The organism is Chthoniobacter flavus Ellin428, assembly GCF_000173075.1.
In the GTDB taxonomy this organism is placed as follows: Bacteria; Verrucomicrobiota; Verrucomicrobiia; order Chthoniobacterales; family Chthoniobacteraceae; genus Chthoniobacter; species Chthoniobacter flavus.
The window spans coordinates 220,757-247,306 of sequence record NZ_ABVL01000010.1 but is presented as its reverse complement, the minus strand read 5'-3'; the positions used below and the strand labels follow the sequence as shown (position 1 = coordinate 247,306).

At 61.9% G+C, this 26,550-nt stretch carries 23 protein-coding genes; 4 read left to right on the top strand and 19 right to left on the bottom strand.

Annotated features, from left to right (window positions below; genetic code table 11):
- Window positions 1-154: 154 nt before the first annotated feature.
- The 3 genes from CFE428DRAFT_RS17725 to CFE428DRAFT_RS40530 are packed head-to-tail and all read right to left on the bottom strand — an operon-like array spanning window position 155 to window position 3,163.
- Complete coding sequence (locus CFE428DRAFT_RS17725) at window positions 155-1,552, bottom strand: sulfatase (RefSeq protein WP_006980996.1); 1,398 nt, start codon at window positions 1,550-1,552, stop codon at window positions 155-157.
- Between the two features lie 16 nt (window positions 1,553-1,568).
- The gene (locus tag CFE428DRAFT_RS40535) at window positions 1,569-2,567 is read right to left on the bottom strand and encodes a sulfatase-like hydrolase/transferase (RefSeq protein WP_202797457.1); all 999 of its coding nucleotides are present in this window, start codon (window positions 2,565-2,567) and stop codon (window positions 1,569-1,571) included.
- Window positions 2,477-3,163: a sulfatase-like hydrolase/transferase gene (locus CFE428DRAFT_RS40530; protein WP_006980994.1), complete on the bottom strand. Its 687-nt coding sequence runs from the start codon at window positions 3,161-3,163 to the stop codon at window positions 2,477-2,479. The genes CFE428DRAFT_RS40535 and CFE428DRAFT_RS40530 overlap by 91 nt, the downstream gene beginning before the upstream one ends.
- A 149-nt stretch (window positions 3,164-3,312) precedes the next feature.
- On the opposite strand from CFE428DRAFT_RS40530, the gene CFE428DRAFT_RS17715 reads away from it, so the two are divergent.
- Entirely contained in the window at window positions 3,313-3,912 is a 600-nt protein-coding gene (locus CFE428DRAFT_RS17715; protein ID WP_006980993.1) for a DJ-1/PfpI family protein, read from the top strand.
- Window positions 3,913-4,013: 101 nt separating this feature from the next.
- Complete coding sequence (locus CFE428DRAFT_RS17710; RefSeq protein ID WP_006980992.1) at window positions 4,014-4,964, top strand: sugar phosphate isomerase/epimerase family protein; 951 nt, start codon at window positions 4,014-4,016, stop codon at window positions 4,962-4,964.
- Window positions 4,965-4,997: 33 nt separating this feature from the next.
- On the opposite strand, the gene CFE428DRAFT_RS17705 is transcribed toward CFE428DRAFT_RS17710, so the two are convergent.
- A complete protein-coding gene (locus tag CFE428DRAFT_RS17705) occupies window positions 4,998-5,909 on the bottom strand; it encodes a metallophosphoesterase (protein ID WP_006980991.1) in 912 nt (303 codons plus the stop codon).
- 60 nt (window positions 5,910-5,969) lie between these two features.
- On the bottom strand, window positions 5,970-7,343 hold the full coding sequence (locus tag CFE428DRAFT_RS17700; RefSeq protein WP_006980990.1) for an alkaline phosphatase family protein: 1,374 nt from the start codon (window positions 7,341-7,343) through the stop codon (window positions 5,970-5,972).
- A 130-nt stretch (window positions 7,344-7,473) separates the two neighbouring features.
- Between CFE428DRAFT_RS17700 and CFE428DRAFT_RS17695 the strand changes: the two genes are divergently transcribed.
- Window positions 7,474-8,487 (top strand): prenyltransferase/squalene oxidase repeat-containing protein, encoded by a 1,014-nt coding sequence (locus CFE428DRAFT_RS17695; RefSeq protein ID WP_006980989.1) that lies wholly within the window; start codon window positions 7,474-7,476, stop codon window positions 8,485-8,487.
- 259 nt (window positions 8,488-8,746) lie between these two features.
- On the opposite strand, the gene CFE428DRAFT_RS17690 is transcribed toward CFE428DRAFT_RS17695, so the two are convergent.
- The 3 genes from CFE428DRAFT_RS17690 to CFE428DRAFT_RS17680 form a co-directional block, all read right to left on the bottom strand.
- Complete coding sequence (locus CFE428DRAFT_RS17690) at window positions 8,747-10,240, bottom strand: prenyltransferase/squalene oxidase repeat-containing protein (RefSeq protein ID WP_006980988.1); 1,494 nt, start codon at window positions 10,238-10,240, stop codon at window positions 8,747-8,749.
- Between the two features lie 60 nt (window positions 10,241-10,300).
- Window positions 10,301-11,233: a DUF6807 domain-containing protein gene (locus tag CFE428DRAFT_RS17685; RefSeq protein WP_006980987.1), complete on the bottom strand. Its 933-nt coding sequence runs from the start codon at window positions 11,231-11,233 to the stop codon at window positions 10,301-10,303.
- Window positions 11,234-11,390: 157 nt separating this feature from the next.
- Window positions 11,391-13,463 (bottom strand): hypothetical protein, encoded by a 2,073-nt coding sequence (locus CFE428DRAFT_RS17680; RefSeq protein WP_006980986.1) that lies wholly within the window; start codon window positions 13,461-13,463, stop codon window positions 11,391-11,393.
- A 204-nt stretch (window positions 13,464-13,667) separates the two neighbouring features.
- On the opposite strand from CFE428DRAFT_RS17680, the gene CFE428DRAFT_RS17675 reads away from it, so the two are divergent.
- Window positions 13,668-14,138: a GNAT family N-acetyltransferase gene (locus CFE428DRAFT_RS17675; RefSeq protein ID WP_006980985.1), complete on the top strand. Its 471-nt coding sequence runs from the start codon at window positions 13,668-13,670 to the stop codon at window positions 14,136-14,138.
- Window positions 14,139-14,230: 92 nt separating this feature from the next.
- Here the strand turns inward: CFE428DRAFT_RS17675 and CFE428DRAFT_RS33935 are convergent, their stop codons facing one another.
- The 11 genes from CFE428DRAFT_RS33935 to CFE428DRAFT_RS17620 form a co-directional block, all read right to left on the bottom strand.
- On the bottom strand, window positions 14,231-15,769 hold the full coding sequence (locus CFE428DRAFT_RS33935; RefSeq protein ID WP_006980983.1) for a PKD domain-containing protein: 1,539 nt from the start codon (window positions 15,767-15,769) through the stop codon (window positions 14,231-14,233).
- A gap of 128 nt (window positions 15,770-15,897) precedes the next feature.
- Window positions 15,898-16,647, bottom strand: coding sequence for a 16S rRNA (uracil(1498)-N(3))-methyltransferase (locus CFE428DRAFT_RS17665; RefSeq protein WP_006980982.1), 750 nt, complete (start codon window positions 16,645-16,647; stop codon window positions 15,898-15,900).
- Window positions 16,648-16,689: 42 nt separating this feature from the next.
- The gene (locus CFE428DRAFT_RS17660; RefSeq protein WP_006980981.1) at window positions 16,690-17,169 is read right to left on the bottom strand and encodes a hypothetical protein; all 480 of its coding nucleotides are present in this window, start codon (window positions 17,167-17,169) and stop codon (window positions 16,690-16,692) included.
- A 485-nt stretch (window positions 17,170-17,654) separates the two neighbouring features.
- On the bottom strand, window positions 17,655-18,824 hold the full coding sequence (dnaJ, locus tag CFE428DRAFT_RS17655; RefSeq protein ID WP_042725217.1) for a molecular chaperone DnaJ: 1,170 nt from the start codon (window positions 18,822-18,824) through the stop codon (window positions 17,655-17,657).
- Window positions 18,825-18,836: 12 nt separating this feature from the next.
- Window positions 18,837-19,364, bottom strand: coding sequence for a nucleotide exchange factor GrpE (grpE, locus tag CFE428DRAFT_RS17650; RefSeq protein ID WP_006980979.1), 528 nt, complete (start codon window positions 19,362-19,364; stop codon window positions 18,837-18,839).
- Complete coding sequence (locus CFE428DRAFT_RS17645) at window positions 19,361-20,782, bottom strand: PP2C family protein-serine/threonine phosphatase (protein WP_006980978.1); 1,422 nt, start codon at window positions 20,780-20,782, stop codon at window positions 19,361-19,363. The genes grpE and CFE428DRAFT_RS17645 overlap by 4 nt, the downstream gene beginning before the upstream one ends.
- Window positions 20,783-20,788: 6 nt before the next feature.
- A complete protein-coding gene (locus CFE428DRAFT_RS17640) occupies window positions 20,789-21,289 on the bottom strand; it encodes an STAS domain-containing protein (RefSeq protein WP_006980977.1) in 501 nt (166 codons plus the stop codon).
- A gap of 99 nt (window positions 21,290-21,388) precedes the next feature.
- The gene (locus CFE428DRAFT_RS17635; protein ID WP_006980976.1) at window positions 21,389-21,922 is read right to left on the bottom strand and encodes a hypothetical protein; all 534 of its coding nucleotides are present in this window, start codon (window positions 21,920-21,922) and stop codon (window positions 21,389-21,391) included.
- A 102-nt stretch (window positions 21,923-22,024) separates the two neighbouring features.
- Entirely contained in the window at window positions 22,025-23,746 is a 1,722-nt protein-coding gene (locus CFE428DRAFT_RS17630) for an FAD-dependent oxidoreductase (RefSeq protein WP_006980975.1), read from the bottom strand.
- 76 nt (window positions 23,747-23,822) lie between these two features.
- Complete coding sequence (locus tag CFE428DRAFT_RS17625; RefSeq protein ID WP_006980974.1) at window positions 23,823-24,482, bottom strand: response regulator transcription factor; 660 nt, start codon at window positions 24,480-24,482, stop codon at window positions 23,823-23,825.
- On the bottom strand, window positions 24,479-26,476 hold the full coding sequence (locus CFE428DRAFT_RS17620) for a sensor histidine kinase (protein ID WP_006980973.1): 1,998 nt from the start codon (window positions 26,474-26,476) through the stop codon (window positions 24,479-24,481). Before CFE428DRAFT_RS17620 ends, CFE428DRAFT_RS17625 begins: the two co-directional genes overlap by 4 nt.
- Window positions 26,477-26,550: the final 74 nt, after the last annotated feature.

The window sequence follows — 26,550 nt, the reverse complement described above, 5'->3', positions numbered from 1 at the left end:
CAAACCGGCCGAACAACCAGCGAGGATCGCCGGTAAAGCGGCCGGATCCTTCGACTGCGCGCTCCCCACTGGCCCACGAGCGCTCCGCTCAGGATGACCCCTGGGGAAACGCGTCCTCCAAAAGACCGCCGCGACTGCGACCGTGGCCCGCCGTCTACTGCTCCGGCGGGGCCTTTTTCTTCGGACCGTCGTTCGCGTGAGCCGGATCGTAATCCGGATTCGGGGTCGGCAATTGCGCGTGCATCGTTTCCCGCCAGGCGTGCAGCCTGGCTTTCAATTCCTCGGCCTTGGCCGACTGCGACGCCGCGAGGTCGTGCTTCTCCTCCGGGTCGTCGCTCAAGTGATACAGCTCCACGTGATTGTCCTCGAAGAACTCCACCAGCCGCCAATTGTCCTCCAGCATCGCGCAGTAGGGTGTCGCGCCGCCGGGATGGTAGTGCGGATAATGCCAGAACAACGCACGTAGCGAAATCTGCCCGCCGTGCAACACCGGCGCGAGGCTGACTCCGCGCTGCTGATCGAGCGGCTTCGCACCGGCGAGATCGAGCATCGTCGCGGTCCAATCCATCGAGATCACCGGCGTGGTGGCCACCGTCCCGGCCTGCGTCACACCCGGCACGAAGGCGATCGCCGGCACGCGCACCCCGCCCTCATAAGCCGATCCCTTCCCGGCACGCATCCCGAGATTCGAGGTAACCTGATTGAGGATCAGCCCGCCGTTGTCCGAGGTGAAAATGATGATCGTCTTGTCGGAGAGCTTGAGTTCGTCGAGCTTCGCGCGCAGGTGTCCGAGGCTGTCGTCCACGCTTTCGATCAGCGAAGCGTAGACGGGATTGTGTTGCGGATCATTCGGTGAAACGTGCTCCTTATACTTTGCGATGACGGCGGGCTTGCCCATCAGCGGCGTGTGCACGGCGTAATGCGCGAAGTAGAGGAAGAACGGATGCTCCTTGTTTTGCTCGATGAATTTTTCCGCCTCGGTGGTCAAGCGGTCACTCAGAAATTCGCCAGGCGGGCCATCGGAAAGGTGCGGGTTCTTGTAGGGCGAGAAGTAAGTCGCCGGCTGGCCCTTCCCGTTGTCGGCGATAGCGACGTCGAAGCCGTACTTCTCCGGCCCATCCTCGCCGAGGTGCCATTTGCCGATGGCGCACGTCGTGTAACCGGCGGCGTGCATCGCCTGGGGCAATGTCGACACGTCGTGGGTGAGATGCTGCGTCCAATCCGGGATGCGCAGTTTGGCTTTCGGGCGTTTGTGACCGGCGATCCAATCGGTGAGATGCAATTCCGCCGGGTATCGTCCCGAGATGATCGACGCGCGTGTCGGGGAACACACCGTGCAGGCCGAGTAGGCGTGAGTGAACTTGAGCCCGTCCTGCGCGAGACGGTCGATATTCGGCGTCTGGTAAAATGAACTGCCGAAACAACTGAGATCGGTCGCGCCCAGATCATCGACCAGAAAGAAGATGACGTTGGGCTTGGCGGGCGAGGCGTCTGCGGCGCGCCCCACGAAGGGCAGCAACGCTGCGCAAAGGAGAGGGAGGAACGTTTTCATAAAAATCGGCGGGGGGTTAATCAGTCACGGGATCGGTGAACGGCGGACGATCGAAGGTCAGGCCATCGCCGGTGACGCGCGGATCAGCGGCATCGGTGAGCTTGCCCATCAACTCCTTCGAGAGCTGATCCTTCCGCGTGGCATACGCGGGATCGTCTGCGACATTCTTCGTCTCGTCCGGATCCTTCTGCAGATCGTAAAGCTCCTCCGCCGGCCGTTTGCCGAAGGCGCGATCGAAGTGCCATTTCCACGCGGGATCGTTCTGGTGGAGAATGAGCCACGCTTTCGTCGGGCTGGCGTCCATATCCGGATAGGCGATGAAAGTATTCTTCTCCAACTCCTCCGCGGACGGCCCTCCGGTGGCCGTGGCCGAATACGGCGCGCCCATCGGCCAGCGATCCGGCGCGAAATTGCGGATGTAGAGAAACTTGGGCGTGCGCAGGCAACGCATCGGGTAGGGCAGATTATCTTCGCGCGCGGTGGCCACGTGACGCTCGCGCCCACCGATCACCCACGTGCGTTCCGGGTCAATCTGCCCGCCTTGGTCCGACTGCAATTGCTTCTTCATGCTGCGCCCATACAGGCCCGCGGGCGGGGTGACGCCTCCCACTTCCATGAACGTCGGCGCGAGATCAGGCAGGCTCACGAAATCATCCACCACCCGGCCGCCCTTACCCCCCGGCACCCGCGCAACCATGGCCACGCTGAGTCCGAAATCGTAAAGATTGCACTTCGCACCCGGCATCCCGCCCATGCCGTGATCGCCGCTAATGACGACGAGGGTGTGGTCGAGTTGCCCCGTCTCTTCGAGCATCTTCATCAGCACACCGACATAAGCGTCCACCGCTTGTGCTTCGCCGAGATTATCCACCACATCTTCGCGCACTTCGGGCACATCAGGGAGAAACTTCGGCATCTTGTCCTTCACCGAATCGGGCTCGAGGCCCCACAGTTTCTTCCCCGAACCTTTTTCCCACGGGCGATGCGTGTCGTCGGCCCGAAGAAATACAGCCACGGATGATCAGGTTTCTGATCGGCCAGGAACGCCTTAAAGTTGCCTCGCACTTGATCGAGAATCTTCTCACGTGCGGCCTCCACGGTCATTCCGCCGGCCACCATCTTGGTCACATTCATGGAAAAGCGGTTCGGCAAGCGACCGGACTTTTCGTAGGCGTATTGTTGTCCGCCGATCGGCGCGTCCACGGGCTTGCCGGGACTCCACACCTTGTAGCTCTTGCCGATCTGGTAACCGGCATCGTGCAACATCAGCGGAAACGACGGGATCGAACTGTCCCATATCGCACCCTGCAGAATCGCCCCGCGGTTGCAGTTGAAAAAATATCTCCCGGAAAGCAGCGAACTTCGGCACGGCGTGCAACTCGGCGCATTGACGAAGGCGTTTTTGAAAATGACGCCATCGCGCGCCACGCGGTCGATATTCGGCGTCTGCACCACGTCATTTAGCGTGGGCCGGCCATCGAGTCCCTTGTAGCAGCTCGCGTAGCGGCCCCAGTCGTCGGCGAAAATGAAGAGGATATTCCAGCGTTCCGCAGCGGCGAAAGCGTGGCAGGCGGCAAATAGGACAAGACCGGCGAGGAGCAGACGTTTCATGACGATGTGGGGCGATGGGACAATGACTTTGTAGCGATCGGCTTAGAAGCTTTGAACCGCGGACTTTGGAAAATGGCGCGGACAAATTTCGCATACGTGTTTTCAGTTAAAAATTTCCGTTCGGTGCCGGCCCATGCTAACACTCACCAATGGCCCAGAAATCCAACCGTTCCCCCAAGCCCAGGAAAGTCCTCATCCCGATCGGCGATGCCACGGAAGTGATGGACACCCTTTACCCGATTTTCCGTCTCGCGGAGGACGGCTTTGAAGCGGTCGTCGCCGGCCCCGAGGCGCGGCTCTATCATGGCGTGCTGCACGAGATTCCGCCGCAGGCCAAGGACGAGCCAAAGTGGGACATCACCCGCGAAAGCGCGGCCTACCACGTGCGCGCAACCGTGGCCTTCAAGAACGTGAAGCCCGAAGAATACGCGGGGCTCTTCGTCTCCGGCGGACGGGCGCCCGAGTATCTGCGCTACGACAAGGACCTCCTCCGCATCACCCGTCACTTCTTCGAGAAGAGCAAGCCCGTCGCCATGGTCTGCCATGGCATCGAGATCCTGACGGCTGCCGGTGTCATCCAGGGTCGCACGCTGACCACCGTGGCCAAGTGCCAACTCGACGTTGAGCAAGGCGGCGCGAAATACGTCAACCGCGATCACGTCGTCGACGGCAACCTCGTTAGCGCCCGCACGTGGCATGATAACGCGCCGCTGATGCGTGAGTTTATGAGGATGCTCAAGGAAAGTTGAGGGTTGAGGGTTGAGAGTTGAGAGCCGCACAAAGTCTACGGCCATCTATTCCCATCGCATTCGTTCCCGCTCTGCGGGATCATTCGCCATTCGTCATTCCCATGCCTCCCTCTCCCCTCTCCCGCCGCACGTTCCTCCGTCACACCGCCGCGACTCTCGGTCTCGCGGCACTTGGTTCTCCGCTCCGCGCTGAAAGTAAAGGCACCGCGACCTTCGGTCTCGGCTTTACCTTGTACGGCATGAAATCGTTACCGCTCGATGAAGCGCTGACGACTTGCGCTCAAATTGGCTACAACGGCGTGGAGCTCTGCTTGCTCGATGGCTATCCCACGGCAGCCGCACAGTTCGGCACTGCCGACCGCGCGAAGCTCCGCGAATCCCTCGCCTCGGTCGGCCTGCGCATCTCCGGCCTGATGGAGAATTTCAGCCTCGGCGCGGATGATGCGCTCCAGGCCAAATTTCTCGACCGGATCAAGGCAGCAGGACAACTCGCTCACGACATCTCGCCGGATGCGCCGCCTCCGCTGGAGACGGTTCTCGGGGGGAAGCCGGCGGAATGGGACCAAGTGAAAGATCGTATGGCGGAACACCTCCACGCCTGGGCCAAAGCGGCGGAGGAAGCGAAGATCGTCATCGCCATCAAGGCGCACGTGATGAGCGCCGTGCAGAATCCGGAGCGTCTGTTGTGGCTATGGAGTCAGGTCAATTCTCCCGCGATCCAACTCACTTACGACTACAGCCATTTCCAAGTGCAGAATCTTCCGTTCGATGCGACGTTCGATGCCATCATGCCGCACGCGCGCTTCATTCACGTGAAGGATGTCGGCGGCACGCCGGAGAAGGTGAAGTTCCTCCTCCCTGGCGAAGGCACCATCGACTACGTCACGTATTTCAAGAAGCTGCAGGAATTCGGCTATCGCGGCGACGTCGTCGTGGAAGTCAGCTCCATGCTTTTCAAACAACCGGGCTATGATCCCAAAGAAGCGGCGCACAAGTCCTACACCGCTTTGGCCGCGGCTCTCGAAAAAGCCGGGCTGACGCGCCGGGCGTAGGCCAGCGTCCCTCCGTTGATTCCGCCTCCTGCGTCAGGCCGTACGCCAGGTGAGCTGGCTCACTTTGCCGTGCTCGGGATGCGTAGTGTCGTGGGCGTGCATTTCCAATGACATTCCATCGGCGCGCAGCTGGCAATCGACCCAGCCGGTGACTTCCTCCTTTTTGAAAGGATAACCAACAGCCGGGAGATTCACGAGATGCAGGCCATCGTGATCGGTCAAACGCCAGGTGTGCGTGTGGCCGAAGATCAAGGCCTTCACGTGCGAGCGTGGCTTCAAGATCGCCAGCAACTCCGCGGTGTCGAGCAAGCCGGTCTTCTTGCCCTCGATGAGCATGGGATCGTGATGCACCACGACCAGTGCCGGTTTGTCGGTCCGCGCATCAAGCGCCTTGGACAACCAGGCGCGCTGCTCGTCACCAAGCACACCCGGCGTCTTGTTCGTCACATCCAGGGAATCGAGCATGAACCAATTGGCATGGCCGGCTTCGACGATGGAAACCTGCCGGCTGGCCAACGGCGGCGGGGTCTGGCGCGCATCCTTGATCGCATTCCAAAAGACTTCGCGATCGTCGTGATTACCGAGCGAGAGATGCAACGGCAGGCCCGCCTCGGAGAGCGGATGCAAAAGACCGGTGAACGTTGCGTAATCCTCGGCGAGCCCATGGTTGAAGGCGCAATCGCCATTCACGATCACGCCCGCTGGCGGCGAGGAAAGGGCGCGCACGCCGGCGACCGCATTGCGAAGATGATCCGCCATGTTCACATCGAAGCGGGCCAGGGTTGCATCCGCCGCCACGTGCGTATCCGACAAAAGTGCCCAATGGTTGGGATCCGCTTTCGAATCCGCGGCGCGGAGCGCGGGGATGGTGAGCAGACCGGCGCCCGCGACCAGCGAGCGACGCAGGAATTCGCGACGGGAGATGGGTGAGATGTGGAGGGGCATGCTTTTTAGTGCTTAGTGCTTAGTGCGGAGTGATCAGTAATTAGTAATCCGTGATCAGGTTTACTTTGTCAGAATACTTTCGAGCACTTGTCCGTCAGTCTCAGGCATTTTCAAGCCGAGTAAATCCGCGATCGTCGGCGCGACGTCGGTGTTGTTGATTGTCCCGAGTTTCGCGCCCGGCTTGATGCCCGCGCCCCAGACGACAAACGTCCCGTGCATGCCGTCCTCGTTTGAGTCGTAGCCGTGCGTGCCCTTCACGTCATCCGTCTTCGGCGTGACGACGAGATCGCCGGCCAGCGAATCGGAGAACGAGTACCCTTTCTTCGCCGAGAGAACGAGATCAGCCATCTTCGGATTCTTCTGCGGATCGACCATGCCGTATTTCGCGTAATCCTTCGGGGTGATGACGAGTTGCACGCCTTCCACGCTCTTGAATTTCTCCGCGAGGCTGGCGATGAGTGCGTCGCGGTTCGCCTGATCGAGCACGTAAATGAACGTCGCCCCACCCTGCCCGACCGACCGTACTTTGCCGCCGGTGATCTTCGTTCCCTCCGCGGTCAACAACCCCTCTTTGCGCAGCAGCACATTCGGCTGGATCATCTGCTGATACGGGAAGAACCCATGATCGGACGCGACGATGAGCGTGGCCTTGCCGGGATAGTCCTTCTTCAGTTCGTCCCACACCTCACGCACTCGTTCGTCGGCAAACTTCACCGCCGCATACGCCTCGGGAGTTTGCGGCCCTTTCGCATGCTCCACGTGATCCACTTCCACGAGATGCAGCAGTGCGAGATTGGGCCGGTGCGTGTGGACGACGAAGTCGAGCATTTGCGCATACATGTGATCGCGGCTCTCGCCGTCGCCGCTCTTGCACCACATGCCCTGCTTTTCATACGGGATGCCGGCTGCCTTGAACTCGGTGAGCAAGGATGGCGTGCCGTACTTTTGAAAGAGATCGTCGGTGAAGACATCGGGAACCGTCCAGTCGAGCGTCTTCGCGCCGCGACTCGCCGGCCAGATAATACCCGCGGTTTTCAACCCCGCCGCCTTGGCAACATCATAGACCGTGGGCGTCTGCACGATCTCATCCTTGTTGAAAATCGGATCGGGAATGAGCGCGACGATCGTGCCCCTGGCACGGTCGAGGTAGCTATTGCCGATCACCCCGTGTTTACCGGGATTCACGCCGGTGACCAGCGTGGTGTGATTCGGCCACGTGACGGTCGGCATCGAACACTTCATCCGGTCCGCGTGAGCGCCCTCGGCGGCGAGTTGGCGGATGGTCGGCATCTCCGCCTTCGGATCGTCGAAATAATAATGCGCCAGTCCATCGACGCTGATCAGCACCACGATGCGGTCAGCGACCGGATCGAGTGCCAGGGCAGGTGTGAGGAAAGCGGCAGAGAGAGCGAGGATGGAGCAGAGACGTTTCATCAGGGGGATGGGAATGGGTGACCGGACAATCCCGAAAGGAGCAGGCTCATTAGGCGCCGGTCGAGAATAAGACTTGTGCTTTCCCCGTGGAGTCAGATGGTTTCCCTCCGACATCCCGTTTTCCCCGTGCATGAAAGCGCATCCCCCAACGGTACGGCTGTTCACCTTCCTGCTGGCTCTCTCGGCGGCGATTGCCTACGGCGACGAAGCCCCCAAGCCTGACGACGCGCAACTCCGCGCCGGGGTCGTAAGGAGCCTCGCCTTTCTCGACAAGGAAGCCGACACGTGGATGGACGAGAAGTCGTGCAACGGCTGCCATCACATGCCGGAGCTCTTGTGGAGTCATCGCGAGGCGAAGCGGCGCGGCTTCGCCATCGACCCGAAGATGTTCGCTGAATTCGTCGACTGGTCGTACTCGCATTCCAAAGATACCCGGGCCGGACTCGAGATGGTCGCGCTGCTCAAGCTGGCCATGCCGGACAAACCCGCTCCCGAACTCACCGACCTCATCGTGAAAGGCCAGCAGCCTGATGGTTCGTGGAAGCCAGCTGGCCAACTCGCCAACATGCAACGCCGCGGGCCGCACGACGCGATGGGCAATTCGACCCGCCTGTTCCTTCTGGCGCTCGGCACACAGCCCGCCGATCAAGCCACGACCGACGCGGCGCGAGCCAAAGCCACGGCCGCGCTGGCGAAAGACGAGCCGGCGAAATCCGTCGAGACGCTGGTCTATCGCGGGCTCTATGCCCAGCGGTTTGGGCCTTCAGACGATGTCGCCACAGCGCGCGCCGAGCTTTTGAAACTCCAGCATCCCGATGGCGGGTGGAGCTATATCGTCGGCCAGGAGGCGAGTGATTCACTGGCGACCGGCGAGGCGCTCTATCTCTTGCAACAAGCTCCCGATACCACCTCCGCCGAGGCTATCGCTCACGGTCAAGCGTGGCTCTTGAATCATCAACGCGCCGACGGCGGATGGGACATCGACATCACGAAGATCAGCAAGACCGACCGCAGCGCGCCGGAGAAAGCCAAGTCGCTCAAGGACGCCACCGGCATCTACACCTTCTGGGGCAGCGCTTGGGCGACAATCGGATTGGTGCAGGCATTTCCGATCACGGAGGCCGCTGGCTCGACGACGCCTTAGAGACTGTGAAAAAAGTGCCCGCGAATCACGCGAATGACACGAATGGAGTGTTTTTCATTCGCGTCATCTGTGTGATTCGCGGGCCTGAGACCTCACTGGCGATTTCTTTCACAGTCTCTTAGAGCGTCTCTCGCATGTAGGCTCCGATAGCGCACATGGTGCAGGGCGCGTGTCCCCACGCACCGGGTGTCGATCCGATTCGCAGCTCTGGCTGGGCGCGTGAGGACGCGTGCCCTACACCAGCCGTGCTACCAAACCGCTACTTCGTCGTGGGCATGTACCGGTAATAAACCTCCAGCATGAGGATGCAGAGGTTCGTCCGGTAAAATGGGCCCATGCCTTCGACCGAGCGCTGGAGGTCACCGCCGGCAGATTTACCCGCGAGAGGAGGCCAGCTCCCATCCGGGCTCTGGTTCTTGACGATTTCGCCTTGGAAAAGTCGGTTCCAGGTATTCCACGCCGCGCCGCCCACCATGAGGCAGGCCTGCGTGTTGTAGTACCACGCGTAGAGATCGGCCTTATCACCCTTGTATTCCACCGGGTAATACTGGTCCTTCAGATTGCTCTTCGTGGTGTGATCCATGATGTACTCGATGCCATCGCGGACCATCTTGTCCTTCTCCTGTTTCCAGAAATAGGTGCACAGCACGCCGACGCCGGTGAGGCTGTATTTTTCCTGCTGGGCGTTGCGATAGCCGAAGCCACCGTTCTTGCCGCGCACGCGCTGAAGATCGAGCATCGCCTTATCGAGCGCCGCATCCACGCCCGGAATATCCAGACCGCTCAAGTGCGCCGCCTTCAGCGCCTGAATCTGCCAGCCGCTCACCGAGGTGTCGCTTTCCGTCTTGTCGTAAGCATACATCCAGCCGCCATCCGGTCCCTGCCCATCGACGATATAGCCGACCGCTTTTTTCAAGAGCGGCGCCACGCGCTCGTCCTTGGTCATTGTGTAATACTCGCCCAAGCCGTAGGTCACGATCGCGTGGGCATACACGCCCGGCTGCGAAAACTGCTTCTCCATGTTCAGCCGGCCGTCGTTGGCGTTGCCATTCTTCAGCACCCAATCGAGCGCCTTTTGGATGGCGGGGCCAAACTCCGCCGACACCGGCGTTTCGCCATGGCCGAGGAAAGAAAGGATCGAGAAACCGGTCATCGCCGCACCAGTCGGGCCGCCGCCATTGGGCTTGCCCCAGGAACCATCGGCATTCTGGTTCTTCACCAGCCAGCGCAGGCCGCGCAACACTGCCTCTTCGCTCTCCTTCTTGCCCCCGTTCATCTGCATGGCCGCCGCGCGCGCTGTGCCGCCCACACGGGAAGCCATCGTGCCGGGAATACCGGACGAGCCGCCTTTGCCGAGCGACTTGGCCGCATTGGCAATCGCCTTGGTCATGTCATTGGTCGGCGCTGCGATCGTTGGGACCGCCGCCGCCACAGTGAATTGCGGCGTGGTGGCGTTGCTGGTCGTGATGGCCGAAAGGCTCGGGGCATTGAGTTGCGGCGTCTGCGGCGTGAACTCCTGTGTCAAATCCGGCGGTTGCTCCGGCGGAGCCTGCACTTGCGTATCGCTGGCCACGAGATCGCCACCGGAGGCGGCAAAGTCGGGCGTATCGGTAACCTGTTTATAGAGAACGACACCACCCCCGAGGAAGATGAGAATGGCGTGCAAGAGCGCCGAGAAGGTCAGGAAGCGGGAAGCTGCCAGACGTTCCTGCAGGCGTTCCATGAAGGGCTTTTTGGCCTCGGGGGTATACATAGCGATAATAATTGCCTTCTAATGGTTATAGTGTCAACGGCAACCCACTGGGAAAACCGGTCATTTTCGCCCGAAATCGACCCATTCCGTATGCGAAAATTCCTCCCACTGCTTCTGCAGCGCGTCCACCGGCGGAATGCCCGCGTGGATATAAAGCTCGTAGCGCAGCCGGAGGGGTTTGCCCGGCTCGATCACGATTTCACCGGGGAAGGTCAATGAGGCGCCCATCCAGCCGTCGTTACGCACGTGGAAAGGCGTTGGGAAATGCGGGTTCTGGGGGTGATCCATGAGGGTGATGCCCTCACTCGCCTGGGGCGTGATCGGCCCGGAATAATCCACCCAGCGCGCCGGCTTGCGGAAACAGCCCGCCTCGTCCACCCCGCCTTCCGAGTTGCGAATCGTCCCGCCGCCATCATTCACCCCGATGGTCTTGGCCATGCGCACCGCCAACATGCCAAAGGCCGTCTGTCCCAGCGTAACGGGCGCATTCGGCGGCGCCTCGAGTTGCGAGTCGACGAGCAGCAGCCACTCTCCGTGGTCGAGCACTTTTACTCCCGTGCGACGATGCTCGTTCATCAAGGTCTTCCCGTCCTTGTCCTGCCAGGCGTTGAAGGTCTCGATGGAAGCCGCGTCCATCCCGTCTTCGAGCTTGTCGGTCCGCACATGGACGATGTGGGCCGCGCGGTCTTCCCAGAAATTCACGCCGTTCACAAACTGATGCGACATCCACACGGAATTGTGATGACTGTGCGTGACGGGATCGTGCGGGTGCCCCATGCGGGTGAGCGAACGCCCCGAGGGACCGATGACCGGATAGATGAACGGACGGAAACCATCGTGTCCGGCGCGATAGCGGGCGATCTCCACGCCATCGCGCTGAAAGGAGACTTCGTCGTGCGGTTCGGGAATTGCCTGGACGCGCGGGACGGGCTTGGGCTCGGCCTGCAGCGAGGGGACGGGCAGAACAGGAGGAGGAGAAGAAGAAGAAAACATCCAACATTCAATTGCCCCCGCGGCACCGCGGGCGTCTCGCAAAGCCTCGGCTCCCAACCTCCAACATCCAATGGCGCAAGCGTCTGCGGTGTCGCCTCTTCCATTGGATGTTGGGCGTTGGATGTTGGGTGTTGGATGTTCTGCCTTTTCATAGCTTTCACTGCAGTCCTTGCGCCTTCAGCACGCTCGGCGGCAAGGCCGGACACGGATTCGGCGCCTTGGGAAATTGATCGCGGATGATCTGCCATTCGCGGTGCCCGTCCTGATAGATCATCCACAGCGCCATTGTCTGAATGAGGTGCGCATAGCCGCCCGTATCGCTGATTTCCCATGCGCCCGCCGGCGCCGTGGGCGTGTGCCAGCCGCTGGGAATGATGCCGCGCTCTTTCCAGATGCGGCTCCAGAAATCGATCGTGCCGAGAACGCTGTTCTCCAGCTGCTTCTGCACTCGTGATGCCTCGCTGCGAATGCAGACGATCTGTTGCGGCGCGTTGTCGATGCCGACGCGATAGCGGCCGAAATCCACGCCGTTGATCCAGGCATTCTGCGCCGGGACAAACGTGTAGGGAATGCGCACCTCGGCGATCCAGCCATCGCCATCGCCCTGCTTGAATGCGTCCTGTTTGAAAGCCGCCGCGTGGAGCAGCGGCTCGCCCTTTTCGTTCACCAGCGTGCACTGCCCTTCCTTCGTCACGGTGAGCTTGCCGCCACGGACAAAGACCGGCTCGGCAGGACCGGTTTTCTTCGCATCGTCGTCCGACTTGTGCGCCGACTTTTTCTTCGCGGCGGCGAGGTGACTCGAGTCTCGCGCATCGGACTCGCGCATCGCTGCATTCGAACTTGCGTGGGCGCCGGATTGCGCGGCGTGCAACTCGCCGTTCTCCTCCTGGAACGTTACGGTCAATTGCGGGCGCGTGGTCTCGATGAGCACGTGCAGATTGCGCGGATCGCTGATGAGCGTAACGCGTGCGCTGTCCTCACCGAGCGCGCCGGATTTCGCATACACGGGATCCTTCAGGCCATCGGTCGTGGGCGGGTCGTCGACCATGCGCACGATCACATCGCCCGGAGGCGGCTTGGCGAAATTATCCCAAAGCGTGGGCTGGGCCTTGAGCTCGGGCAAGATGGCGGCGGCGAGCCACGCGAGTTGCGCGCCGCGCGAACCGTAAAAATTCTTCGCCGTGGAGCTGTATTCCGCGAGCTTGCCCTTTCCCTCGACAAAAGCCGGCGGACGCTGGAGATCGAAAAACCACGCGCCATACGGATACGGCCGGTCATCGAAAAATATCTCCATGCCCGCGACAGCGCCGTAGCAGCGGGCGATGGCATGCGCGGCCAACCCGTGCGGCAGCTCGCCGGAGATCAGTGCTCCCGCCGTCCCCTGCCGATACAGCCAGGCCAGTCCGTCATTGTAGACTGGCAATTGCGCCGGTTTCTTTTCAAAAAGCCCCTCGTAACCTGGCCAGAGGGCGTGCGCCGAAATATCCGGTCCCTTGTATTTGAGAAACGCATTCGCCTGCCCGGCGGTCATCTCCGCGGCGATTTCGATTCCCTGGATCGGACCGAAATACTCCTGTTTGTAATCGCGCAAATGTCCGGCAGCTTCGGCGACCGCCGGATCGCGGGTGGAAAGCCACACGTTGAGCAGCACGTCGGCAAGATCCTGCGAGAGGTGATTCGAGTCCGTGAAATAGCCGTCGGGCATCGGCTGGCCATTCTTGCGATCGAAGCCGGAGCCGTCGTCCCAACCGCGCGGCGCCCAGCCCTTCAACGGCGCGGGCCACGGATGCTTGTCCTCCTCGCTCGGCTGCATCTTCGGGAAAAGCTGGTCACTGTGGTTGAGCAGGTTCGTGTAAAACGGGATGCCGTAACGCTGCGCACGCAATAGCCAATCGCCCTTCGGGTCCGCCCGCTGCGCCACGAGGAGGGAGGAGAGATACCACGCGCCGTCGTGCATCGAATCGAGGCCGAATTCCTGCATCTTCTTCCCACCCTTCCAGAATTCGTAGGCCATGCCGTAAGTCTTGCGCGCGGGATCGCTGACGATGTGATTCTTCTCCACGAAATCCGCCAGGTCCTTCATGAAGCCCAGGAGTCGTTCGCGCGGCCACGCCTTGGCGTCCGGGGCCGGCGGCGGAGTGTACGGCTTCAGGGCCAGTTCTTCGGGAGTCGCGGCGCGGGCCAGCACGGCACAGAGGAGCGAAACGGCAAGCGTGAGGGGAAACTTCATGCGCACGTGAAGCTTAAAGCCCCCTCCTCCTTGGGCGAGCGAAAAGCGCCGTGCCTCCAACTCGCAGTTCGGCGGCCACCAGAAAAGAATTCGAACCTGGGGAATAACGGCCGGCGAGAATGCGTCTTGAAAGGAAAGCCTTGCAGGCGGTGGCGGCAGATTCGCCCGCGCTTGATCGCAGGGCGGCCCGACGCACTTCCTTTCATGAACCCACCAACCATCGCCCCCGCAACCACCGATCAGATTCCGGCACTGGCCGCGCTGTTCGAGGCCCAGCTTCGTGAGCACGACATCGACAGCCCTGCCGACGGTCTCATTCCCGTCCTCCAGAGCTTGAGCGAACAGCCACAGCACGGCTTCATCCTCTGCGCGACCTGCGACGGCGCAGTGGTAGGCGTGGCGTATGCGGCGTGCATTCTCAGCCTGGAGCACAGCGGCTGGAGCGGGTGGCTCGAGGAATTGTACGTCCTTCCGGAGTGGCGCGGGTCGGGGCTGGGGTCGCGATTGCTCGATGCGGTGATCGCCGGCGCGAAGGAGCGCCGCTGGATGGCGCTCGATTTGGAGGTCGATTCCGCGCATCAGCGTGTCATCTCGCTCTATGCCCGCCGCCATTTTCAGCCGCTCTCGCGCACCCGATTCGCTCTACTTCTTCGAGATGGTCGCCGCGGCTTTTGAATCGTTCGCGCTGTGGCACCGGCGGCCTTTCATGGGGCTGAACAAGGAGTCGGAATCGACGGAGGTGATCTACGAGAATCCTTAGTGATCGACTACGGCAACACCCGCACGCGGTAAAAGCGCTGCGGGTTCGCGAGGGCGCCGGTCACTGGAATCTGTTGCACGGCGCCACTGCCTGCGATGTTGTCGACCGTCGTGGTCCATGAGGTCGCCGACATGTCCGCGCTTTCCTCCACCCGGTAAGTGCGACCGGAGAGCGTCGGAAACTGCACAACGAAATTGTTGCCGCTGCGAAAACCGGCCGAAGGCAGCAGGACGTTCATCGTCACCGCATCACGAGCCACCGCGTGCACGCCATCATCGGCGTTGAGCATGAGGATATAGGCGCCCGGCAAACTGAAGGTGGCGGTGGTGGCCGGCTGCGCGGCATTGCCGAAAGTCACCGTGCCGGGGCCCGAAACCATTTTCCACTGCACCGTCGGCGAACCGGTGGCGGTGATGTTCCCGGCCAGCGTAACGGTGGCGCCAAAGTTAATGGTTTGATCGGCTCCGGCCGTGGCGGTCGGCGCGCCGGGTGAACGCGGTCCCCCAGTGGCACCCGTGGATTGCACTACTTCGAAATTGCTGATCGCGATCGTGGACAGATTGTCGAAGGCGCCGGCCGCGAAGCGGTCGTCCGGGCAAACCGAAAACGATAAGAAACCGCCGTTGTCCGCCACGATGCCGCCGTATTTTTTCAGCGCGAGCGCGACGGCTTTGGATTCCTTGGTCCACGTGGAAGGAATGACGAAACTCGCCTTGAGCCGCAGACGCTGACCCATCGCCGGAACATTGGCCAGCGTGGTGCTCCCGGCCTGGTGGGTGGCCGGATAAATGGAGCTCTGCCGCGATCGTTTCACCACCAACCGCACGGCGTGCTCGACCATGCCCCGCTGACATTCATCGTAGCGAACGAGCGCGGGAAACATCGGCAGTCCCGCGGCGTCGCCCGAAGTCCAGCCCGCGGGACGAAGGGTATTCGACTTGAGGTCAAATTTCGCGCCGTTCGAAGCCTGCCAGGCGTTGTTCACGGAAAGCGTCTCCCATGTTTCCCAAATGAAACCGGCACCCGGTGCAACCATGATCGCATGCCGGTCGCTACCGTCGTCGTCCTGCTGCCATTGCTGGAGCGTGAGTGTGCCCGTCCCCACCGGCCAGGTCTCGATCGGCAGATTCGCCGGGATGGGATACAGGCCATTGGGCGAGACTCCGCCATCGAGATCGGACTCGTCCGGATAATTGAAGAAGTTGATCGACTGCGTCGGTTGATTGTCCGGCACGAGCACATAATTCATCTCAAAAAACGCGCGCAAGGTGCGCCGGTTCGAGGCGAGATCGTTGGTGATTTGCGTGATCATCGCATCGGAGTTCGAGAGCAACGGCAGGCGGGACACGTCTTCGTTCCAGGCGCTCGTCACCGGCATGATTTGCATGGCCGCCACGACCGCGTCGGCTTGCGGTGTGTCGAAGAGAATCGGGGCCGTGACGACCGGCGCCGGCCCGAGAACACGGCCTTCCTGATTGATGCGGAGTTGCCCCGCGACCGCCGTTGCGGAGAGGACCAGGTAGAGGCAAGGACCCGACAATTTCATGAATTTATTGTCGCAATTCACGTGCCTAAGAATAGGCGCGGAATGTCAATCCATATTAAGAAACCGCCAACCCCCGTCACATCACGTATCTCCCCTTCTGGAGCCCAGCGAAAAGTGCACCACGTGCTCTACGCGCTGAAGAGTTCGTGCGAGAGCACGCTCAGGCAATAGATCGCCGCGGTTTCACTGCGTAGGATGATGGGGCCGAGGGTGACCGGGCGGCAGCCGGCGTTCTTGGCCAAATTGACCTCGGCGGGGGTGAAGTCGCCTTCGGGGCCGACGAGGACGAGGACGCGGGCGGGCTTCTTTTTTCCGCTCGCGCCAGCTTCAGCGAGCACTTCCTTCACGTGCCGCGAGTCCGGCTGGAGCGAGGCGATCAGCATGAGGTCAAACTTCTCTCCGGACTGGAAAAAGTCCTTCGGCGATTGCGGTTTGAAGACGGTGGGCAGCCAGTTCTGGCCGCACTGCTTGGCGGCTTCGATGGCCACGCGCTGCCATTTCTCGCGCTTGGCGAGCGCCTCGCCTTCGTCGCAGCGCACCACCGTGCGTTCGCTCAGCAACGGCACGATGCCCGCCGCCCCGAGCTCGGTGGCTTTCTCCACGATGAGGTCCATGTTTTTCCCCTTCGGGATGGCCTGCCCGAGCACGATCTGGCAGCCGATGGGCTCGCTCTTGCTCACGGAGATTTTCTTCAGCGCGATTTTGCCTTTGTCGACCGAAGCGATTTCCACGGTGGCCTCCGCCCCCTGGCCGTTAAAAAGCGTCGCACGGTCACCCGCTTTCATCCGCAATACGTCGAGGGCGTGATGCGTCTCGCCATGGTCAAGAGCAAGCTTGTCCGGATTCCAGGCGTGCGGGGCGATGTAAAAACGAGGCATCGGGGCATCCTGCAACAGAGCCGGCCACAAGTCGACTCCCGGCTAAGACCGCAACCGCACTGGCCTGGCCGGCGGCTGGTGGAACCGACCGGCCGTGAGGGAACCGAAGAGGCAGGTGACGCCACCGGGGATGGCGCCCAGGGCGACGGCTACCAGCAAGTCATCCCACACCCATGTCCGAAAATGCAGATACCAGAGCATGATGCCCGCACCGGCCAGGGCGCCGCAGGGCGTGCAGACATACCAACGCCAAAGCCAGAAACGCAGCGGCACGAAAACATACAGCGGCAACAGGGCGACCAACCACACGATGCCGGTCACCATCCCGGAAATCAACATCTCGGCCAGAGCGGTCTGCAGCCAGTCCCCGAGCGCCGATTTCCACTCCGCATTCACGGCGATGGAGACGACGATCAACACGAGATTGAGCGTCAGCCAACCGACGAAGATGGAGAGGACACTGCCCCAGATACGCCGCGGCAGCGATGCTTTCGCGGCAGGGAGGTCGGAGGCGGTAGTCATTGACCGTTGAGTTTTGGAACGGTGGGATTGATCCGCGGCAACGGCGAGAAGAAAGACGCTTCGCTACAACGCGTTGTAGGGCGGCGATCTTCGCCGACGGCGTGGGTGAACGGCGGCCAGGATGGCCGCCCTACAACCTCTTCCACGCGATGCCGTCAGCGAGCGGTGGGCAGGGAGGCGCGAAGCGCTCCAAAAAAAGCCAGTCATTCTGAGCGGAGCGCCCCGGTGGGGGAAGGCGGGCGGGGCGCGCAGCGAAGAACCTCTGATCTCCGTGGGCGAAGGCGGTGGGGAGAAGAGGCGCTTGGTCACCCGCAAGTTGGGGGAAGCTCCGCGCGAAAACCCACGGAAGTCAGAGGTCCTTCGACTCCGCCCATGCTTCCCCGCTTCGCTCAGGATGACGGGCTTTTTTTTTGAGCGCTACGCGCTTCCCGGCCGTGCGCCGCTCAGGGACAGCACACCGCTCGGGAGCAGCGCATCGCTCCGGATCACCCGAAAAACTCTTTCGCTTTCTCGAAGAATCCCTTGTGCAGCGGACTGTTCTCCTCGCCCATGAGGGCGGAGAACTCTTCCAGCTTCTTGCGCTGCTCGGCGTTGAGACGCGTGGGCACTTCCACCGCGACGCGCACGATGAGATCGCCGCGATTGTGGGAATTGAGCGAAGGCACGCCCTTGCCGCGGAGCTTGAAGGAGGTGCCGCCCTGCGTACCGGCGGGCACTTTCAATTGCGCCTGGCCGTCGAGCGTGGGCACGGTGACTTCGCCGCCGAGCGCCGCGACGCTGAAGCTCACGGGCACTTCGCAGAAGAGATTGCTATCCTCGCGCTCGAAGACTTCGTGCTCCTTGATGTGCACGACGACATAGAGATCGCCCGGAGGGCCACCGCGCAGGCCGGCCTCGCCGTTACGCATGGAGCGCAGGCGCGAGCCATCTTCGATGCCCGCGGGAATCTTCAGCTTGATCCTCGACGCCGCCTCGATGCGGCCTTCGCCACTGCACTTGCGGCAGGGACGTTCAATAACCTGACCGGTGCCGCGGCAACGCGGGCACGTCTGCGACACCTGGAAAAAGCCGCGGGAGCTGATGACCTGGCCGCGCCCACCGCAATCGCGGCAGGACACCGCGCGCGAGCCGGATTCCGCACCGGAGCCGTTGCACACGTCGCACGTCTCGAGCTTGGAGACCTCGATCTCCTTGTCGCAACCAAAGGCCGCTTCCTCGAGGCGAATCTGCATGTCGTAGCGCAGGTCGGAGCCGCGCTGCTTGCCATCGCGGTCGGGGCGTTGACCGCCCCCCGCCGCTGCACCGCCAAAGAATTGCTCAAAAATGCCGCCGCCACCGCCACCACCACTGGCGCCGAAGACCTCGCGGAAGATATCGAACGGATCGTGGAACCCGCCACCGGCGCCACGCGCCGCGCCACCACCCTGGGCAAAGGCCTGATGCCCATAGCGATCGTAGGCCGAGCGCTTCTGTTCATCCGAAAGGATGTCGTAAGCCTCGCCGAGTTCCTTGAACTTCTCCTCCGCAGTGTGGTCGCCCGGGTTTTTGTCCGGATGGTACTTCACCGCCAGCTTGCGGTACGAGCGCTTGATCTCCTCGCCCGTCGACGTGCGAGTTACCTCAAGGACTTCGTAATAGTCGCGCTTGGTAGCCATTGGCATTTTACGTTACTTCGCCGGGGCGCCCTTGGAGACCACCACCGTGGAGGGACGGAGCAGGCGGTCGCGCAGTTTGTAGCCTTTGCGGAGCTGACGAATGACCACGCCATCGGCCACGGTCGCGCTTTCTTCCTGGGCCACGGCCTCGTGCAGGTTCGGGTCGAAAGGCTGGCCTTCCGCATTCACGGCTTCCACGCCGCAGGAAGCCAGAAAATCAAAGAGCTGCTTCGATACCATGTCCATACCGGCGAGGATCGGGGAATCGGCCGCACTGCCGCGGGCGGCGTTCAGGCCGAGCTCGAAGTTATCGAGAATGGGGATGAGCCGATCGAGGAAGCTGGCGTTCGCGTACTTGATCGCGTCGTCCTTCTCGCGCGCGGCGCGTTTGCGGAAATTGTCGAAGTCCGCCTGGGTGCGCAGGGCGTGGTCGCGGAAGCGTTCAATATCCCCCTGCAGTTGGGTGAGGAGGGATTCTTCGGTCTGTTCAGCGGCTTTCGCTTCCGCGGATTCCGCGGCGTCGGTGGTGTCGTTGCTCATTTTTTACGGATAACGATTAAAGTGATGTCGTCGTGCTGCGGATGGTTTCCGACGAACGCCCGCAGGTCGTCCGTCAGCCGTGTAATGATCCCGGCCGCACCTTCGGACGCGCTCGCCTGGATCGCTTTGATGACACTGGCCATCCCGAATTCCTCCCCTTGGCTGTCGAGGGCCTCGGTCACGCCGTCGGTGTAAAGCACCAGGCAGTCGTCGGTCTCCAGCGTCAGGGAAAAATCGTTCGTGACTCTATTGAACACGCCCCCGCTGTCAATGCCCAGCGCCATGCCCGGCGGGTTGATTTTCGACACGGTCTTGTCGCGCGCAGAATACAGCAACGGGGCATCGTGCCCGGCCCGGCAAAGCGTGATGGTCCCGCTATCCTGCTGAATGATCGCGTAGGCCATGCTGATGAACATATCCTCTTTGATGTCGGGGAAAAGTTGCGCGTTCACCTCCCGTAAGACGGTGGAAGGGGAAAGTTGATTCGAGGCCTGGCTGCGGAGCACGCTGCGGCACATGGCCATGATCAGAGAAGCGGGCACGCCCTTGCCGGAGACGTCGGCAATCGCCAGGCCGCAGTGCGTGTCGTCGACACAGATGTAATCGTAGTAATCACCGCTGACCTGCCGCGCGGGGACATTGATACCGCTGATCTGGAAGCCGCTGATTTCCGGCGCATTCGCCGGCAGCAGGATGCGCTGGATCTCATGCGCGACCTGCAAGTCCTGGTCGAGCCGCTTCTTCTCCGCGGCTTCGGAGAAAATGGTGGCGGTGTAGAGCGCGAAGGCGGATTGCTCGGAGATCGCCTTGAATATCTGGAAGTCGCTGGGAATGAAATCGTCGCTCCCCGGGCCGCGGGCGATGGCCAGCACGCCGAGGCTTTCCTCACCGTAAAAAAGCGGACAGAGCATCGCCGATTTCGTCCGCAGCGGGCCGATGCGCAGGGAGACGAGGCGGCTGTCTTCGCCGCGCAGCAGCAGCGGCTCCTGCTCGCTCCAGACAGAACCGAGCACACCATCCTCCGGGGCCACAGTGCGCAACCGCAAGTAACCGGGCCAGGAGAAATTCGGCTCGCGGGTGAGCTTCTCCGGGACATCGAAGAAGGGCGGGCAATTCCGCGTGGCAAAGGCCGGGCGCAGGATATCGCCCGCACGATCCGAGAGGTACAGCGCACCTCCGTGGCCATCGAGAATGCGCAAGGCCCCTTCCACGATGAGCATGTGCAGGTCGGCCGGCTTGCTGACGGCGGTCAGCGCAGCACCCAGGCCGTGCAGGAAATCAAAGACCCGCGTCTCCTCGAGCTGGATTTTCTCCCGCGCCTTGCGCAACGCATCGATCATCAGTCGTTGCCGCCGGTATACGTAAGCGAACGTACCCGCCGTCAAGGCAAGGAGCGCTAAGAGGACGGCGGACCACATCAGCGCCTAGCTGGCGAGGTGGAGATCCTGTTTCAGGTATTCGAGGACGTCCTTGAACTTCGCCGCATTCGCTTCATTGGCTTCGACGCAGGCCTCATGGGCCTCCAGCATCGTTTGCGCCTGCGCAGTTTTGTCGGGCGCGGCGGCGGCCAGCGGAGTCTGCGTGGCCGCGACGGGCGCCGAGTGCCGCGCTTCAATCACAAAAAGCTGGTCGAGACCGAGATTGCTCAAGAGGTCGCTATTGCGCTCGTTGAGATTGGTCACGCGCAAGTTCCCCTGCCCCAGTTCACGGAGGCGGAGGGCAATACCGGCGAGAGTGCCCATGAAGGTGGAATCCATCACGGTGCAGTTCTTGAGATCGACCGCAAATTCACGAAAACCGCGGTTGATCATTTCCTTGGCAAACTCCTTCAGGCCAGTGCTGTTCAAGAACGAGCCCTTGCCTTCAACCCGCACCCACACGGTGCGGTTGGCAGTGCCTACGAGAATGGATGGCTGAACGTTCACAGCTTCAGAAAGAAATTTGGGTGGCCACGGTGGACGCAGCGTCAGGCTTTACCTGACGATGAGACAATAATGCCATGGTTGAAAAATTGCATCTCCCAATCAGTTCCAGAGAAAAGATTGGTTGAGACCGACGATTTTGCCGTTCTCGATCAGAATGACCCGCCACCCGGCCACCTTGCCGTCTTCAATATACTGATCGCCGAGAACGTCGAATTCCGACACGTAGGAGCCCTTGGCATCCTTCACATGGTATTCCTTGGCTTGCACGAAAGCGCCGAGGTTTTGTTGACGATACTCGAAGCGGACCGTGAGGTCGGCCTTGCGCTTCGACCGCCAGAAGAATTTGAAGTAATGACCGTACCGGGAGCGGCGTTCATAGCTGTTTAACGCGCCGTAGTTAAGCCGTGTCCGCTCGAAGTTGATCATCGGGTCGAAGGACGGCTTCAGGACTTGGGGGTCATTCAAGATAACGATCTGTTTGCGGAATTGGAACGCGTCGTCCAAAGCCAACGGAAGCACGTTGGCTTTGTCGATGGCAGTTGACGTATCACCACCGACGATATTGCGTCCATTTTCGCCAAAAGCAGCCGTGGCGGCGAGAAGAGAGGCCAGCAGCAGGAAATAGCGTTTCATTAGGGGGTGGAAATTAAGCTTCTTAAATAAAGCGTGTCAATCATGGCACTGGGGGAATATGCGGATGTCTAACAATCGACACCACTCGCGCGGCGGACCATTTTATCCACGCGGCGGGGCGATCCGCTCGACGTAAGTGCCGAGGGCATCGTGCACCCCCTCCACGGCCGTGCCGCCTTCGCCGACCGCTGCGGCGCAACGTTTTACCGATCCGGAACGGACATCGCCTGCGGCAAAAATCCCCGGACAACTGGTTTCCAGCGCCCCGGGCGGGCGCTCCGATTTCTGCCAGGCGGGAGCTTTCGCCACGGCCTGGCCGGTTTTGATGAAGCCCTTTTCGTCGACCTCGATTTCCGGCGGAAGCCAATCGGTGCACGGTTTGGCGCCGATCATGGAAAAGACCGCCGGGGTCTGGACCGTGCGCCGTTCGCCGGTCGCGGTGTTTTCCAGTTCCACCTGCTCCAGGCATCTTCCGCCGGTCATCTTGCGAATCTCGGTGTAACGCAGGATTTCGATATTCTCTTTCGTCTCCACCCGCCGGGAGAGATAGCTCGACATGCTCTTCGACAAATCCGCGCCGCGAATGACGAGCAGCACTTTCGCCGCGCACTCCGAAAGAAACATCGCCGCTTGTCCGGCGGAATTGCCGCCGCCGGCAACGACGACAGTGGCGCCGCGGCAGAGCGCACCTTCCATCGCCGTGGCCGCGTAGTAGACGCCCAGGCCCTCGAAATCCTCGCGTCCTTCCGCTTCGATCCGCCGGTAAGACGCGCCGGTGGCGATGATCGCGCAACGCGCCCACAAGGTCGCCGGGCAACTCTCGACCTGCAACGCGGCGCGATACTCGCCGTCGGTGATGGTGAGTGAAAGCGCCTGGGCGGGCGTGGAAAATTTTGCGCCGAAGCGGAAGGCCTGGAGTTGCGCACGGTGGGTCAGATCGCCGCCGCTGATCCCGGTCGGAAAGCCGAAGAAATTTTCGATGAGCGACGAGGATCCGGCCTGGCCGCCGGGCGCGTAACTTTCCAGCACGACGGTCTTCAGCCCCTCGGAAGCCGCATAGACCGCCGCCGCGAGTCCCGCCGGGCCGGCGCCGACGATCACCAGGTCGCAGAAGATTTCCATTTCATCCTCGCGCTCGAGCCGGCGCAGCAGCCCCGCTACCTGCGCGACTTCGCGCAGCGAGGGCCGGCGCAGCGGCGCGCCATTCACATCGATCAACGCCGGCAGATCGCGATGAGCGAGATGCAGGCGTGCCGCCAGCGCCTTGCCATCCTCGCTTTCCACGGGGATGAGCCGGTGCGGAATATGGTTCTTGTCGAGGAAATCGTGGATGAGATGGCCATCCTGCGAACCGCCATCTGCCAATACGCGCAGACCGGCAAAGTCGCGATCCCGCCGCAACCGTTGGCGGCGCATGATGAAGGCATCGACCAGCGGCCGGCCAAGCCCCGGCAATTCCACCAGCGCCCGGCGCAAGTCTGCCGCCGGCACTTCGAGGATTTCCGATTCCGGCGATTTCCCGCGCGCCGAAGCCACGGCGGAGGTGCCGTTGAGCATGGCGATGTCTCCGGCAAAATCACGCGGTCCGCCGCCGGCGAGAATTTGCTCCACCCCATCACGCACCGCAAAGACTTCGATCTCCCCGGTGATGACCACCGCCATGGCAAAGTCGCGCTGGCCGGCGCGGTAGATGATCTCGCCCTGCTTGACCTTGCGGCGGCGCCCCAAGCCTTCGAGCATCGCCATCTGGCGATCGTCCAGCTTGGGAAAAGCCACGCTCTCGGTATCGCGATAAAATTGCTCGTCTGGATCCGGTGTATTCACAACGACCGCAAATCAAACATCGATTCGCAAGAATTGCACGTTTTGAGCGCGGGGAATCGAAAACGTAAACGTCCTCCTATGCCAACCCACGCTGGCGGGCATGCACGAGCAACTCGGCGAGATTCGAGGCCCCCAGTTTGGCCATGAGATTCGACCGGTGGAACTCGACGGTTCGCGGACTCAGGCCGATGGATTCGCCGATCTCCTTGCTAGTCCGGCCGGTGAGGACTTGCGTGAGCACCTGCTGCTCGCGGCGCGAAAGAATCTTCCCCAGCGCTTCCGATTTCGCGCTCTCCTGCGCAAGCGTCTCGGTGAATTTTCGCGAGAAATAAGACCGCCCTCGCACGACGGTGCGGAGGGCTTCGGCGAGTTCCGCCAGCGGCGCATCTTTTTCCAAATACCCCTCCACCCCGCTCTCGCGAATACGCGTGAGGGTGAGCGGGTCGCTGAGCGACGAAAGCAGGAGCGTGCGCAAGTGCGGCCGCACCTGGCGCAGCGCTTGCGCCAGGGCGATGCCGTCCATGCCGGGCAATTGCAAATCGAGCAGCGCTACATGCGGGCTCAATGTCTCGATGCGACGCAACGCTTCCTCCGCCGAGGTGAAGGCGCCGACCAGGACGAAGTCTGACTGCGAAGGCACCCACTCCTCCAGGAAGGAGCGGAACATGCCCTGATCCTCGACGACGAGGACGCGGGTCGTTTCAACGGAACCGGTGCTGGCATGGGGTCGGCTCATGATGTCGCGGTGGGAAGAATGAAGCGGAACTCGGTGCCGCCCCCGTCGATCGGCACCACACCGAGTTTCAAGTCGAGGGCGCGGCTGATCTCCAGGCACAGTCGCAGGCCGAGGCCCCCCATCGAGGGGAGTCGCTCGGGATTTGCCGCGATCAGCGCGGCCTCCAGCGACGCGGGCAGTCCCTGTCCATCGTCGCGCACCGCGACCCGCACACCTTCAGGCAGGTGCGTCGCTTCCACCCACACTTTGTAGCGCGCCGCTTTCAAGGCGTTGGAAAGCAGATTGCGCAACAACGCCTGCGTGGGCACGAGATCGGTCTTCACCATCAGCTCGTCCGGCACTTGAATCTCCATTACGATGCCGCTGGCCGCGGCCTGGAAACTCTGCAAGGCAAACACCGGCGCGGCGACCGCACCGAGCGGATGCACGGTCACCTGCCCGGTGCCCGCCCGCAACCGCGCCCACATCACCAGATCCTCGATGAGCAGCAGCAAACCGCGCCCGGTCTGTACGGCTTCCGTAAGGAACGTGCGCATACTCTCGTCGCCATTCGCCCGGCCGGCCAGATGCTCCGCCGAGCGCGTCAGCCCGGTGAGCGGACTGCGCAGGTCGTGGCCGAGCACGGTGAGAATGCGATCCTTGTCGGCGCTGGCCCGCTCGAGATCCGCGGTGCGCTCGCGCACTTCCAGGGCGAGATCGTCGGCATAGGCTTCCTGCATGATCTCGCGCTGTTCCGCCTCCACGAGCAGCGCCTTTTGCGCGGCGATCTTTTCCTGCTGAATGAAACCGATGCGCTCCGAAATGAGCACCGCGAGCAACAGCATCTCCATGGCCGACCCGGCCATGACCACCCGGCCAGCATCCGGCAGCGGCACCGAACCGATCCAGTAAAAGAACGCGGGCGCGACGCCGGCAAAGAGCGCGCCGATCGCCAGCATGAAATAGGACGCCTGCGGGGCGCCGACGCGCCGCGCCGCAACCGCCGCGCCAAACACCGCGACGTGCGCGACCACGACCAGGAGACCCGGTATGACCAGCATCGAGGTGAGCCTTGCCCACGGCGCTACCAGCGAAGCCGCCGCCAGTACGATCAGCAGCGCGCGCAATCGCCGGAGCCAGACCGCGGTCCGCGGCAGATATCGCGGCAGGTCGAGCAGGAGCCCGGCGAAGGAAAGCAGGAAGACGGCGCTGGCCGAAAGAAAGGTGTTTAAGAACGACTCGACCCACGGCGAACCAACGGCCCAGCCAAACCACTGCGGCACGCTGCGGCAGAAAAACATGAACAGCGTGAATGAGCCGAGATAGAGCAGATAGCTTCCCGTCGGCGGCAGCCGCAGCTTGATCCACAGGATCGCGTTGTAAAAGAGCAGCGCGAGGAGCGTGCCGAAATAAAGTCCCTCGGCCAGCGTCTGCCGCAATTGCATCGCGTGAAAGAGCGTGTCCTGCGGCCACCAGACCACCTCCAGCCACACCGCGAAGAAATCCTCGTAGCGCAGGTAGACTGCCTGTTCGCCGCGCGCGGGGACAATGATGGAAAACGCGGTCTCGCGGCCCCAGATCGCCTTTTGCACCGCCGGCGTCCACTCGCCAGAGCGCATTTGCCGCCACACGCCTTCTTCACCGGGTGCGTGAAAATAGCAATCTGCACGATCGACATAATGCTCCCCATCCGTGAGCACACCCTCCAACTGGCGTGCCTCCGCATTGCGCAGTCGCACGCGCGCCCACAGAACATTCTTCGGCTTGGTGGCCGGCGCAAAGCCAGCGATCGACCATGGATGCCAGCGCGACTGCGGCAACGCTGCCACGTCATCGATGGTCAGCTTTTCCTCACTCCCCTCGAGATACTCCAGCGTGGTCCCGTGACTGTCGGGCACCGGTCGGCGTCCCGTTCTATCGTCCTCCAAACCCATGAGCACATAGGCAAAACCTAACGCCGCCACGGCGATCGCGCCCCATTGGGCGGCGGTAGGTTTGAGCGGCGAGAATGGCACACCGCGAAGAAATCTCGCCCGGCAGGTGGCCGCAAGCCGTCAAATGCACCTCAACCCAGTAATACTACGAGGTC